Raw genomic sequence first — 13371 nt, 5'->3', positions numbered from 1 at the left:
AACCTGCAATCCGGGTGAATCTGATACACCTCGGATAATGGTTTCAGGGCCGCTTCGCGCCCCATCGGGGATAAATCCCCTCACCACAAAAGACCCCGCCAGCCGCAGAGAATGGGTTCGAAAGCAGCATCCATATTTAAGAGCTTTCGCACCCAAGCCTCTGGCGTTATCCTTGATTTCATCTTAATTGCCCCAGGGCGGCTAAATACGACCTTGAACGCACCCATAGAACCACATCGTTTTATCCTCGAGCCCTTTGAGGCTCGCCGCTTCGCCAATCTGTGCGGGCAATTCGACGAGCATTTGCGCTTGATCGAACAGCGCCTGACGATCGAGATCCGCAACCGCGGAAACCAGTTCGAGCTGATCGGCGACCCCAAACACACCACGTCTGCGGAAAATCTGATTCGTCGCCTGTACCGGGAAACCAAAGGTTCAGAGCTGTCGCCAGATACGGTGCACCTGTTCCTGCAGGAATCGGCCGTGGTCGAGCTAGACAACCACGCCCCCGCCGAAGCTTCCGTTGCCCTGCGCACCAAGAAAGGCATGATTCGCCCGCGCGGCTTGAATCAGCTGCGCTACGTGAAGGAAATCCTCGGTAACGACATCAACTTCGGCATTGGCCCGGCCGGTACCGGCAAGACCTATCTGGCAGTGGCTTGCGCTGTCGATGCACTGGAGCGTGAGCAGATCCGCCGCATCCTGCTGGTGCGTCCGGCGGTTGAAGCGGGTGAAAAACTCGGCTTCCTGCCCGGCGATCTGTCGCAGAAGATCGACCCGTATTTGCGCCCGCTCTACGACGCGCTCTACGAGATGCTCGGTTTCGAATACGTCGCCAAGCTGATCGAACGCCAGGTGATCGAAGTTGCACCGCTGGCCTATATGCGCGGTCGCACGCTGAACAACAGCTTCATCATTCTCGACGAGAGCCAGAACACCACCGTTGAACAGATGAAAATGTTCCTCACGCGGATTGGCTTTGGTTCTACAGCGGTGATCACCGGTGACATTACCCAGGTCGACCTGCCGAAAGGCACCAAATCGGGTCTGCACCATGTGATCGAAGTGCTCAAAGACGTGCCGGGCATCAGCTTCACGCACTTCCAGCCGAAAGACGTCGTGCGCCATCCTTTGGTACAGCGGATTGTCGAAGCCTACGAGCGCTTCGAAAACCGTGACGAAGCACCCAAGGACGCCTCGCGAAATGCTTGAGCTAGACCTGCAAATCGCGACTGAAGCGAACGCGCCGAGTGAAGCCGAATTCCGTCTGTGGTGCGAACTGGCCCTGCGCCAGCGCACCGCTGACTCGGAAATGACCATTCGTCTGGTCGACGAGGAAGAAGGCCGCGAGCTCAACCACACCTGGCGCCAAAAGGATTACGCGACCAACGTCCTGTCGTTCCCCGCTGACGTGCCCGACGAGTTTCTCGACATCCCGTTGCTCGGCGATCTGGTGATCTGCGTGGCGGTGGTTGAGCGCGAAGCCGCCGAGCAAGGCAAGGAACTAAAGGCCCACTGGGCGCATCTGGTCATTCACGGCTGCTTGCATCTGCTTGGTTACGACCATATAGATGACGACGAAGCCGAAGAAATGGAAGCACTGGAACGCGAGTTGCTTGCCGAATTGGGCTATCCCGATCCGTACGCGGACGACGAAACCGAAACATCCCCTATCGTTACAACAAAGGATTCAGAGTAATCGCTATGAGCGAAGATCGATCGAGCAACGGGCAGAAGTCATGGCTGGGTAAACTCACCCAGGCTTTTGCCCACGAGCCGAAGAACCGCCAGGAGCTCCTCGAGCTGCTGCGTGATGCACATCAGAACAAACTGCTGGACAGCGAAGCGCTGGCCATCGTCATCGACGAATACGGCGGCGTGGCCGGTCTGGTGACCATCGAAGACGTGCTCGAACAGATCGTCGGCGACATCGAAGACGAGCACGACGTCGAAGAAGACAGCTACATCAAGCCGCTGCCAAGTGGTGATTTCCTGATCAAGGCCCTGACGCCGATCGAGAACTTCAACGAGTTCTTCGACAGTGAATTCTCCGACGACGAGTTCGACACTGTCGGCGGTCTGGTGATGAGCGCGTTCGGGCACTTGCCAAAACGCAACGAAATCACTGAAATCGGCGCCTATCGTTTCCGCATCCTGAACGCCGACAGCCGTCGGATTCATTTGCTGCGACTCACGCCAATCGCCCGGTAATACCTCTAAGGATTGAAATGCGCTGGACAACCCGCCCCGGCTGGCCCGGTAACCTGCTGGCCGTGGCGGCCGGTGCAATCACCACCTTCGCTCTGGCGCCTTTCAACATCTGGCCGCTGGCCTTGCTCGCAGTCGGCTTGTTCTACGCCGGACTGCGCGAGCTAAGCCCACGTCAGGCGCTGGGCCGTGGCTGGTGCTTCGGTTTCGGCCTGTTCGGCGCCGGCACCAGTTGGATCTACTACAGCATCCACCATTTCGGCGGCGCTTCGGTGCTGCTGGCCGGGTTCCTGATGCTGCTGTTTACCGCCGCGATTGCCTGGTTCTTCGCCCTGCCCGCCTGGATTTGGGCGCGCTGGTTGCGTCGCAACGAAGCACCGCTGGCCGACGCCCTCGCGTTTGCTGCGCTGTGGGTTGGTCAGGAAATGTTTCGTGGCTGGTTCCTGACGGGTTTCCCGTGGTTGTACTCGGGTTACAGCCAGCTCGACGGCCCGCTAGCGGGGCTCGCGCCGGTCGGTGGCATGTGGCTGGTGGGGTTCGTGCTGGCACTGACCGCTGCGCTGATCTACAACGCGCCGCGTTTGCTGCAAAGCCGCCGCAAAGCTTTTGTCGTCGCCGGTCTGGTGCTGTTGGTCGGACCTTGGGTGGCGGGTTTCGCGCTTAAGGGTCATGCCTGGACGAGTCCGTCGGGCGCGCCTTTGAGCGTTGCTGCGATTCAGGGCAACGTCGCGCAAAGCATGAAATGGGATCCGGCCGAGCTCAACGCACAGTTGGCGTTGTACCGTGATCTGAGTTTCCGCTCGAAACCGGTGGATCTGCTGATCTGGCCGGAAACCGCCGTGCCGGTGCTCAAGGAATCTGCCGAAGGCTACCTGAGCATGATGGGCAACTTCGCCGCCGAGCGTAAATCCGCATTGATTACCGGCGTGCCGATCCGCGAGATGGTTCGTCACGAAAAACGCTTCTTCAACGGCATCACCGTGGTCGGCGAAGGTGATGGCACTTACCTGAAGCAGAAACTGGTGCCGTTCGGCGAGTACGTGCCATTGCAGGATGTCCTGCGTGGGTTGATCGCGTTCTTTGATTTGCCGATGTCTGACTTCGCCCGTGGCCCGGCCGACCAGGCGTTGCTGCAAGCCAAGGGGTATCAGATTGCGCCGTTTATCTGCTACGAAGTGGTGTACCCGGACTTCGCTGCCGGCCTGTCGGCGCGCAGTGATTTGCTGCTGACGATCAGCAACGACACTTGGTTCGGCACCTCGATCGGCCCGCTGCAACATTTGCAGATGGCGCAGATGCGCGCACTGGAAGCGGGTCGCTGGATGATCCGCGCGACCAACAATGGCGTGACCGGTTTGATCAACCCGTTCGGGCAGATCACCGAGCAGATTCCGCAGTTTGAACAGGGTGTGCTGTACGGCGAAGTGGTGCCGATGCACAACCTGACGCCGTATCTGCAATACCGCTCGTGGCCGCTGATGATTTTGTGTTTGCTGCTGTTTGGCTGGGCACTGATGGCTAGCCGGATCTCAAAAACCCTTTAAAGCAAAAGATCGCAGCCTTCGGCAGCTCCTACAGGGGATTTGTATTCAACCCTTGTAGGAGCTGCCGAAGGCTGCGATCTTTTGATCTTCAGCGGTAAAACAGCGAATACCCCACCTGCCCCACCGCTTCATTCAGCAACTGCCCGCTCTGCCAGATCGATTTGAATTCCGGCAACCAGCCACCAAACGGCCTCGCGTTATCAGTGCCCAAAAAGCCCACCGGCGCCGGCACCACTTCAAATCCTGCCTGTTCAAAACTCCATACCGAGCGCGGCATGTGCCACGCCTGCGTCACCACGACCACGCGCTTGATCCCTTGCGGCAATAGAATGTCAGCACTTAGTTTTGCGTTCTCCCACGTCGTACGGCTTTCCCCTTCCTGCCAACGTACGGTGACGCCAAAGTCATCACGCAGCGAATCGGCCATCAACTTCGCCTCGGTCGGCGGCGTTCCATAGTGCAGCCCGCCGCTGGTCAAAATCGGCAAGCCCGAGGCCTTGGCCAGGCGCGCCGCATAACGCTGACGTTCAAGCCCGACGCCGGTCGGCTGGTCTTCGCCCCAGGCCAGATCGCCACGCTCACGTCCGGAGCCCAACACCACAATCGCGTCAGCCCGTTGCGCCAGCGTCGCCCATTCCTCACGCGCCAGCGGCGGCTCACGCTCCAGCGCCTTGGCGCCCCATTGCACTACCACCGGCAGGCTCATCAGCCAGAACCCGCCAAAACCAATGGCAAAACACAACCCAGCCAATCGCGGTCGCGAGCGGCGCAGCCACCACGCAGCCAGCAACAGCAGCAAAAGAATGCCGGGCGGCAATAGAAGTTGTTTGATGAAATAGCGAAAGGGCATCGGGCATCTCCAAAGATGCCCGAAGCCTAAGAGTGTTAATAACGCGTTACAACCAGTAGGTGGGATCCCGTTGAAAAAGATCCGTTTCTTGACCTGCCATGCGCTTACTTGGCCTGCATAGCCCGTACTTTGACGGTGTCTCTGCCGGGCGCCTTGTCCTTGAGCCAGATGACCTTGGCCGAATGTGCTGCATCGAGCTGCTTCACTGCTTGTGACAGGCAGCCGTGCGTTTCACGCTCACTGCGATCCAGATAGGCCTTGACCAGTTTGAACTCAGCGGGGCTCAAGCCACGCAATTCCAGTTCCAGGGGGCGCTCGTCGCGCAGCCGGTCAGCGGTTTTTACTGCGTCCAGGGCCATACCCAGACGGTCGATCAACCTCTCGTACAACTCGGGTTTATTCACGTTTTTTTGCCGTTGCTCCACCATCCCTCACCTCATTGAAGATAAGACTCACTCCCCAGTTAGAGCTTAGCTTCGCTGCACAAACCGGCTGTACGCCGCGACCAACGGCCCCGACGCAAGTATTGCGGGACATGTAGCTGTAATCAGGGTTTCCCTAGGCCAAGCGCGGTCATGTATGCTACGGCGCTTCCTGTAATTCCACTTCCAGCTCGTCCGGGCCAACCCCGGAACCTGCGTTGAAGAGGATTAGGCCACCCCTATCCAGTACAAAAGTAGCCATGCACGAACAATATCAGCCCCGTGAAATTGAAGCCGCCGCCCAGTCGTTCTGGGACGAGCAAAAGTCCTTTGAAGTCAGTGAACAGCCAGGCAAGAACGTTCTGCAACCGATGGGTTGGGACGCTTTCGGCATGCCGGCAGAAAACGCCGCAATGAAGAACAACGTAGCCCCGGCCAAGTGGACCTACGAAAACATCGCCTACATGAAAACCCAGCTGCGCAGCCTGGGTCTGGCGGTCGACTGGTCGCGCGAAGTCACCACCTGCAAGCCGGATTACTACCGTTGGGAACAATGGCTGTTCACTCGCCTGTTCGAAAAAGGTGTGATCTACCGTAAAAACGGCACCGTGAACTGGGATCCGATCGACCAGACCGTTCTCGCTAACGAACAGGTGATCGACGGTCGTGGCTGGCGTTCCGGCGCGCTGATCGAAAAGCGCGAAATCCCGATGTACTACTTCAAGATCACCGCCTACGCGGATGAGCTGCTGGAGAGCCTCGACGAACTGACTGGCTGGCCTGAACAGGTCAAGACCATGCAGCGCAACTGGATCGGCAAATCCCGCGGCATGGAAGTGCAGTTCCCGTACAACGTCGATTCGATCGGCGAAGCCGGCACCCTCAAAGTCTTCACTACCCGTCCGGACACCCTGATGGGCGCGACCTATGTCGCCGTGGCTGCCGAGCACCCGCTGGCCACCCTGGCCGCGAAAAACAACCCTGAGCTGCAAGCGTTCATCGCTGAATGCAAGGGCGGCAGCGTCGCTGAAGCCGACGTCGCCACGCAGGAAAAGAAAGGCCTGCCGACCGGCCTGTTCGTCGAGCACCCGCTGACTGGCGAGAAACTGCCGGTGTGGGTCGCCAACTATGTGCTGATGCACTACGGCGACGGCGCTGTGATGGCGGTACCGGCGCACGACGAGCGCGATTTCGAATTCGCCCACAAGTACAACCTGCCGGTTAAATCGGTCGTACGTACCAGCACTGGCGACAGCAACCCTGCGCCGTGGCAAGACGCCTACGGCGAGCACGGCACACTGATCAACTCCGGCGAGTTCGACGGTCTGGACTTCGCTGGCGCGTTCGACGCCATGGAAGTCGCCCTGATCAAGAAAGAACTGGGCGCCTCGCGTACTCAGTTCCGCCTGCGCGACTGGGGCATCAGCCGTCAGCGCTACTGGGGCTGCCCGATCCCGATCATCCACTGCGATGCGTGCGGTGACGTGCCGGTGCCGGAAGATCAACTGCCTGTCGTTCTGCCGGAAGACGTGGTGCCGGACGGCGCTGGTTCGCCGCTGGCGCGCATGCCTGAGTTTTACGAATGCAGCTGCCCGAAATGCGGTCAGCCTGCCAAGCGTGAAACCGACACCATGGACACCTTCGTCGAGTCGTCGTGGTACTACGCCCGTTACGCCTCGCCGCACTTTGAAGGCGGTCTGGTGGAAAAATCCGCAGCGGATCACTGGCTGCCGGTCGATCAGTACATCGGCGGTATCGAACACGCGATTCTGCACCTGCTGTACGCGCGCTTCTTCCACAAGCTGATGCGCGACGAAGGTCTGGTGAGTTCCAACGAGCCGTTCAAGAACCTGCTGACCCAAGGCATGGTGATCGCCGAAACCTACTATCGTCGCGAAGCCAACGGTGCTTACACCTGGTTCAACCCGGCGGACGTAGAACTCGAGCGTGACAGCAAAGCCAAGGTCATCAGCGCCAAACTGAAATCCGACGGTCTGCCGGTGGAAATCGGTGGCACCGAGAAAATGGCCAAGTCGAAAAACAACGGCGTCGACCCTCAGTCGATGATCGATCAGTTCGGCGCTGACACTTGCCGTCTGTTCATGATGTTCGCCTCGCCGCCTGACATGAGCGCCGAATGGTCGGACTCCGGCGTTGAAGGTTCGCACCGTTTCCTCAAGCGCGTCTGGCGTCTGGCGCAAGCCCACGTTGGTCAGGGCCTGCCGGGCAAGCTCGACATCGCCAGCCTGAATGACGAGCAGAAAGCCGTTCGCCGTTCGATCCATGTGGCCATCAAACAAGCCAGCCACGACGTCGGCCAGAACCACAAATTCAACACCGCCATCGCTCAGGTGATGACGCTGATGAACGTGCTGGAAAAAGCCGCCCAAGGCACCGAACAGGATCGCGCTCTGGTTCACGAAGGTCTGGAAGCCGTAACGCTGTTGCTGGCGCCAATCACCCCGCACATCAGCCACGAACTGTGGAATCAACTGGGTCACGCCGATGCAGTGATCGACGCCGGTTGGCCAGCCGTGGACGAAAGCGCGCTGGTGCAGGACAGCCTGACCCTGGTGATCCAGGTCAACGGCAAGCTGCGCGGCCAGATCGAAATGCCGGCCAGCGCCACCCGTGAAGAAGTTGAAGCGGCAGCCCGTGGCAACGAAAACGTTTTGCGTTTCGTCGACGGTCTGACTATTCGTAAAGTGATCGTTGTGCCGGGGAAACTGGTCAACATCGTCGCCAGCTAATTGGATCGGGCGTCAGGTTCGCCTGACGCCAAGTAAAACCTTTCGGGCCGCACGGTCGGCCCACCTGGTTTCAAGGGGAGCAACACAATGATCAAACGCAATCTGCTGGTGATGGGCCTCGCCGTTCTGTTGAGCGCCTGCGGTTTCCAGCTGCGCGGCACCGGCACCAACGAACTGGCGATCAAGGAGCTCGACCTGAGCGCCCGTAACGCTTACGGCGAAACCGTGACGCAACTGCGCCAAGTGCTGGAATCCAGCGGCGTGAAGGTTGTTTCCGGCGCGCCGTACAAGCTGTTCCTGTCCAACGAGCAGGAAAACCAGCGCATCCTCAGCTACTCGGGTAACGGCACCACCGGCGAATATCAGGTGAGCACCGTGCTCAGCTACGACATTCTCGGCGCCAACAACCTGAACCTGCTGAGCGACAAGCTTGAAGTGCAGAAGGTGTTCATTCACGACGGTAACAACCTCGTCGGTTCCGATCAGGAAGCCAACGACGCCCGTCGCGAAACCCGTCGCGAACTGGTACAGCGCATGATGCTGCGTCTGCAACAGCTGACTCCGGCGCAACTGGATCAACTGCAGGCGACCGCCGATGCCCGCGCCAAGGCAGAAGCCCAGGCCCTGGAAGCGGCGCAGAAAGCTGAAGCGGAAACCCCGCGTCAGTCGCCGCTCGAAGTACCGCAGCAGTAAGATGTTCGGGGCGCTCAGGCGCCCCGTTCGACCTTTCTTATGAAGCTCGCTCCCGCCCAACTCGGTAAACACCTGCAAGGCGCCCTCGCGCCGGTCTACATCATCAGCGGCGATGACCCGCTGCTGTGTCAGGAAGCCGCCGACACCATCCGCCGCGCTGCCCGCGAGCAAGGTTTTGACGAACGCCAGGTCTTTGCCGCCGACGCCAATTTCGATTGGGGTACGTTGTTGCAGGCCGGCGCCAGCATGTCGTTGTTCGCGGAAAAACGCCTGCTGGAACTGCGTCTGCCCTCGGGCAAACCCGGTGACAAAGGCGCTGCCGCGTTCATCGAATATTGCTCGCGCCCCGCTGAAGACACGGTGCTGCTGATCAGCTTGCCCAAGCTCGATGGCAGTGCGCAGAAAACCAAGTGGGGCAAGGCGCTGGTTGAAGGCCAGCAGACCCAGTTCATTCAGATCTGGCCGGTGGATGCCAGTCAGTTGCCGAGCTGGATTCGTCAGCGTCTGTCGCAGGCCGGTTTGTCGGCCAGTCAGGACGCGGTCGAATTGATTGCCGCGCGTGTCGAGGGCAACTTGCTCGCCGCCGCGCAGGAAATCGAAAAGCTCAAGCTGATGGCGGAAGGCGGACAGATCACCGTTGAAACCGTGCAGGCCGCTGTGGCCGACAGCGCACGGTTTGACGTGTTCGGCCTGACCGATGCGGTGCTCAACGGCGAACCAGCGCATGCTCTGCGCATGCTCGAAGGCTTGCGCGGTGAAGGTGTCGAGCCGCCGGTGATTCTCTGGGCACTGGCGCGGGAATTGCGCCTGCTGGCCAATATCTCGCTGCAGTACAGTCAGGGCACGCCGCTGGACAAATGTTTCAGTCAGGCGAAACCGCCGGTCTGGGACAAGCGCAAACCGCTGATGAGCAAAGCCCTGCAACGCTACTCGGCGCAACGCTGGGCGCAGTTGCTGCTGGAAGCTCAGCGCATTGATGCGCAGATCAAGGGCCAGGCGGCGGGTTCGCCGTGGATGAGCCTGAGCCGATTGGCATTGTTGATGGCTGGGCAGCGTCTGACACTGCCTGCTGAATAAGAGCAAAAGATCGCAGCCTTCGGCAGCTCCTACACCGATCCTTGTAGGAACTGCGGCACGCTGCGATCTTTTGCTCTTGTTTCCTACAATGCGCGCCCACATTTGCCCTATAGACAGACGCCCAACATCGGCAGATTATTTCCCCCGCAAAACCCACCCCAATGAGAGAACCCTCATGAGCAAAAAGCCAGCAAAGCATGGCCCCAACAAGGCCAAATCCATCGTCGCCCAGCCCCTGTTCCGCAGTCGCCAGGAACGACCAACCAAGGGTAAAGGCAGCTACCGCCGCGAAGCCTTCCAGTCTGACAGCTGGGAGGCTTCTTACTTTCTGGCTGCTTAAAGCGCAGTACCCCCCGCTCATGTTAAGGTCTGCACTTGACTCGTTTCCCCTGGAACTGTGCATGCCCCTAAGTCTTTCCCATCGTTGGCCCGTTCGCCAATTGATCGCTGCCTCCAGCTTCATCCTGCTTGTCGCCTGCGCGGAAAAACCCACCGCCGCCGATGCGCAACCTCTTCAAGCTGCCCCTGTCGCCACGGCCCCAGCGATCATCCCGCCGGTAGTGCCGTCCGCCGACCCTCTCGATCTTCAGCCAACCCAGACCTTTGCCGAATGGCAAGCAGGCTTCCGTAAGGATGCCTTGGCCGCCGGCATCAGCCCTGAGCTGTTTGATCGCGCATTTGCCAACGTCAGCTTCGACGCGAGCATCATCCGCGCTGACCGCAGCCAGCCGGAGTTCTCCCGCCCAGTGTGGGAATACCTCGATGGCGCGCTTTCGCCGTTGCGCGTACGCAAAGGTCAGGCGCTGATCAATCAGTACGCCGACATTCTGCAAAGCATCGAACAGCGTTACGGCGTCGACCGTCAGGCGCTGGTGTCGGTGTGGGGCATGGAAAGTAACTTCGGCCAGTTCCAGGGCACAAAGTCAGTGATCAATTCGCTGGCCACCCTCGCCTACGAAGGTCGCCGTCCTGGCTTTGCCCATGCGCAATTGATTGCCGCGCTGCAGATCCTGCAACAGGGCGATATCACGCCGGAGAAGATGCTTGGCTCCTGGGCTGGCGCGATGGGTCAGACCCAGTTCATTCCGACTACCTACAACACGCACGCCGTGGATTTTGACGGTGATGGTCGCCGCGACATCTGGGGCAGCCCGGCCGATGCGCTGGCCTCGACCGCGCACTACCTGCAAAGCTCCGGCTGGCAGCGGGGTCAGCCGTGGGGTTTCGAGGTGCAACTGCCGAGCGGTTTCAACTACACACTGGCTGACGGTGTGATGCGTAAAACCGTCGCTGAATGGCGCCAACTGGGTGTGATTCTGCCGAATGGCGGTCAGGCTCCGGCGGGCTCCGAGCAACTGTCCGCCGCCCTGCTGCTGCCGGCCGGTTATCGTGGCCCGGCGTTCCTGGTGCTGGATAACTTCCGCGCGATCCTCAAATACAACAATTCTTCGTCGTATGCGTTGGCGGTCGGTTTGTTGTCTGAGCGCTTCAGTGGCGGTGGTTTGATCAACGGCACCTGGCCGAAAGACGACATGCCGCTCAGCCGCAGCGAGCGCATTGAACTGCAGAACCTGTTGAGCGCGCGCAACTTTGATGCGGGCACAGCGGACGGGATTATCGGCGCTAACACGCGTAAGGCGATCCGCAGTGCGCAGCAGTCGTTTGGCTGGCCGGCGGATGGGTATCCGACGCACAAGCTGCTTGAGAGCTTGCGTACCCAGTAAAGCAAGATCAAAAGATCGCAGCCTTCGGCAGCTCCTACATTGGAATGCGTTCCCTGTAGGAGCTGCCGAAGGCTGCGATCTTTTGCTTTATCGGGTCACTACATCCTGCTCCAGCATCAATTCCTTCTTCCCGGCATCCAGCCTTACCAGCGCGCCCATCGGCAATGTCAGGTTCGGATCACAATGCCCGCTGCGCCACCCCGACAACACCGGAATCCGTAACGGCTCGAACGTCTGCTTGAGCAAACGGTTCAACGCCTCGACATCCACCCCCGCGACATCCCCAACCAACACCCCACGCAACCTCGCCAGTTTCCCGGCCAGGCGCATCTGCGTCAGCAATCGATCGATGCGATACAGCGGCTCGTTGATGTCTTCGATCAGCAGGATCACCCCTTCGACATCAATTTCGTAAGGCGTGCCCAACGTCGCCGCGATCATCGCCAGATTGCCACCGAGCAAACGCCCATGGGCAACGCCGGGCTCAACCGTGGTCAACGGATATGCCACCGGATGGCTGAGCACACTCCCCGCTTTCAACTGACCGCGCAGCATGGCGAAGAATGAAGTCACCGTTGGCGGCTCTTTGTCACCAAGCAGGTCAGCGTTGAGCAGCGGCCCGTGGAAGGTCACAAACCCGGCGTAACGACTGATCGCGAGGTGCAGCGCGGTGATGTCGCTGTAACCGACAAAGGGTTTGGCGTTTCGGCTGAGCAGGTCGTAGTCGATCCGATCCAGCAGGCGCGGCGTGCCGTAGCCGCCGCGCAGGCAAATGATTGCATCGATCTCGGCATCTGCGAACGCTGCGTGCAGATCGTTAAGCCGCACCTCATCGCTGCCAGCCAGATAGCCATCCTTTTCATAGACGCCGGGAAACACCTTCAGCGCATAACCGCGAGCGCGCATCCACTGCACCGCCTTGTCGGTGTCCAGCGCACCGGGCCCCGCAGGCGCGATAACGCCGATCACGCCCTCTGACGGCAGCGCCGGCACGGGTTTATGCGGAAAAAGGCTGTGGGTCGGTCGAACGGTCATCCATGGGGCTCCCAGTGTGAAGTCATGCGCACACAGTAGTCAGGAAAGCAGGCAAAAAAAAGCCCGCCGGACTTAAAGCCGCGGCGGGCATTTTATTCAGTGCTGAATCAGGAACCCATCAACTCAGCCTTGACCAGCTTCGCTTGCTCGTCAGCGTGATACGAAGAACGCACCAGCGGGCCCGAGGCAACGTTTTTGAAGCCCATCTTGTAACCTTCTTCGGCGAACCAGGCGAAGGTGTCCGGGTGCACGAAACGCTGCACCGGCAAGTGGCTGCGCGACGGCTGCAGGTACTGACCGAGGGTCAGCATGTCGATGTCGTGTTCGCGCATGCGCTTCATGACTTCGATGACTTCTTCGTCGGTCTCGCCCAGACCCAGCATCAGGCCGGATTTGGTCGGGATGTGCGGCAGCATCTGCTTGAAGCGTTGCAGCAGGGTCAGCGACCACTGGTAATCCGAACCCGGACGCGCAGCCTTGTACAGGCGCGGCACGGTTTCCAGGTTGTGGTTGAACACATCCGGCGGCTCGGCGGCGGTGATTTCCAGCGCGACGTCCATGCGGCCACGATAATCCGGAACCAGAGTCTCGAGTTGCACGTTCGGCGACAGCTTGCGGATTTCGCGGATGCAGTCGGCAAAGTGCTGGGCACCGCCGTCACGCAGGTCGTCGCGGTCAACCGAGGTGATCACCACGTACTTGAGCTTGAGGTCGGCGATGGCGATGGCCAGGCTTTCCGGCTCGTTGACGTCCAGTGGCTTCGGACGACCGTGGCCGACGTCGCAGAACGGGCAGCGACGGGTGCAGATGTCGCCCATGATCATGAAGGTCGCGGTGCCGCCGGAGAAGCACTCGCCGAGGTTCGGGCAGGACGCTTCTTCGCAAACACTGTGCAGCTTATGTTTGCGCAACAGGCTCTTGATCCGGTCGACTTCCGGCGAAACCGGGATGCGCACACGAATCCAGTCAGGTTTCTTCGGCAGTTCGGTGGTCGGAATGATCTTTACCGGGATGCGTGCAACCTTCTCGGCGCCGCGCAGCTTGACGCCCGCTTCTACCTTGGGACGC

Annotated in this window: 13 protein-coding genes; 9 read left to right on the top strand and 4 right to left on the bottom strand. The window is 59.9% G+C overall.

Annotation, left to right across the window (positions count from 1 at the left end; genetic code table 11):
- Positions 1-213: 213 nt before the first annotated feature.
- Genes ACIP66_RS08700 through lnt form a run of 4 tightly spaced genes read left to right on the top strand, consistent with a single transcriptional unit; the run spans position 214 to position 3752 of the window.
- Positions 214-1212, top strand: a complete 999-nt coding sequence (locus ACIP66_RS08700) for a PhoH family protein (protein WP_400647180.1) — start codon at positions 214-216, stop codon at positions 1210-1212.
- Complete coding sequence (ybeY, locus tag ACIP66_RS08695; protein WP_400647177.1) at positions 1205-1699, top strand: rRNA maturation RNase YbeY; 495 nt, start codon at positions 1205-1207, stop codon at positions 1697-1699. Before ACIP66_RS08700 ends, ybeY begins: the two co-directional genes overlap by 8 nt.
- A 5-nt stretch (positions 1700-1704) precedes the next feature.
- A complete protein-coding gene (locus tag ACIP66_RS08690; RefSeq protein WP_400647175.1) occupies positions 1705-2211 on the top strand; it encodes a transporter associated domain-containing protein in 507 nt (168 codons plus the stop codon).
- Positions 2212-2228: 17 nt separating this feature from the next.
- The gene (gene lnt, locus ACIP66_RS08685) at positions 2229-3752 is read left to right on the top strand and encodes an apolipoprotein N-acyltransferase (RefSeq protein ID WP_212545748.1); all 1524 of its coding nucleotides are present in this window, start codon (positions 2229-2231) and stop codon (positions 3750-3752) included.
- Between the two features lie 88 nt (positions 3753-3840).
- On the opposite strand, the gene ACIP66_RS08680 is transcribed toward lnt, so the two are convergent.
- Together ACIP66_RS08680 and ACIP66_RS08675 are read right to left on the bottom strand one after the other, a co-directional pair.
- Positions 3841-4602, bottom strand: coding sequence for a YdcF family protein (locus tag ACIP66_RS08680; protein WP_053124148.1), 762 nt, complete (start codon positions 4600-4602; stop codon positions 3841-3843).
- Positions 4603-4706: 104 nt separating this feature from the next.
- Entirely contained in the window at positions 4707-5030 is a 324-nt protein-coding gene (locus tag ACIP66_RS08675; protein ID WP_053124151.1) for a hypothetical protein, read from the bottom strand.
- Between the two features lie 254 nt (positions 5031-5284).
- Between ACIP66_RS08675 and leuS the strand changes: the two genes are divergently transcribed.
- The 5 genes from leuS (at position 5285) to ACIP66_RS08650 (ending at position 11268) form a co-directional block, all read left to right on the top strand.
- Positions 5285-7774, top strand: a complete 2490-nt coding sequence (gene leuS / locus ACIP66_RS08670) for a leucine--tRNA ligase (RefSeq protein ID WP_400647171.1) — start codon at positions 5285-5287, stop codon at positions 7772-7774.
- Positions 7775-7861: 87 nt separating this feature from the next.
- The gene (gene lptE / locus ACIP66_RS08665; protein WP_053124154.1) at positions 7862-8467 is read left to right on the top strand and encodes an LPS assembly lipoprotein LptE; all 606 of its coding nucleotides are present in this window, start codon (positions 7862-7864) and stop codon (positions 8465-8467) included.
- A 39-nt stretch (positions 8468-8506) separates the two neighbouring features.
- On the top strand, positions 8507-9544 hold the full coding sequence (gene holA, locus ACIP66_RS08660; protein WP_400647167.1) for a DNA polymerase III subunit delta: 1038 nt from the start codon (positions 8507-8509) through the stop codon (positions 9542-9544).
- A gap of 175 nt (positions 9545-9719) precedes the next feature.
- Positions 9720-9884 (top strand): alternative ribosome rescue factor ArfA, encoded by a 165-nt coding sequence (arfA, locus tag ACIP66_RS08655; RefSeq protein ID WP_053124158.1) that lies wholly within the window; start codon positions 9720-9722, stop codon positions 9882-9884.
- 61 nt (positions 9885-9945) lie between these two features.
- Entirely contained in the window at positions 9946-11268 is a 1323-nt protein-coding gene (locus ACIP66_RS08650; RefSeq protein WP_400647164.1) for a lytic murein transglycosylase, read from the top strand.
- 87 nt (positions 11269-11355) lie between these two features.
- Here the strand turns inward: ACIP66_RS08650 and ACIP66_RS08645 are convergent, their stop codons facing one another.
- Both ACIP66_RS08645 and lipA read right to left on the bottom strand, forming a co-directional pair.
- Complete coding sequence (locus tag ACIP66_RS08645) at positions 11356-12303, bottom strand: LD-carboxypeptidase (RefSeq protein ID WP_400647161.1); 948 nt, start codon at positions 12301-12303, stop codon at positions 11356-11358.
- Positions 12304-12410: 107 nt separating this feature from the next.
- Positions 12411-13371 (bottom strand): lipoyl synthase (lipA, locus tag ACIP66_RS08640; protein ID WP_400647159.1); only part of this gene is annotated, 961 nt, incomplete at its 5' end.

Source organism: Pseudomonas sp. NPDC088429 (assembly GCF_044753305.1).
Classification (GTDB): Bacteria; Pseudomonadota; Gammaproteobacteria; order Pseudomonadales; family Pseudomonadaceae; genus Aquipseudomonas; species Aquipseudomonas rustica.
Note: the sequence above shows the minus strand (reverse complement) of the source record. Positions and strands in the feature narration are given on the sequence as shown.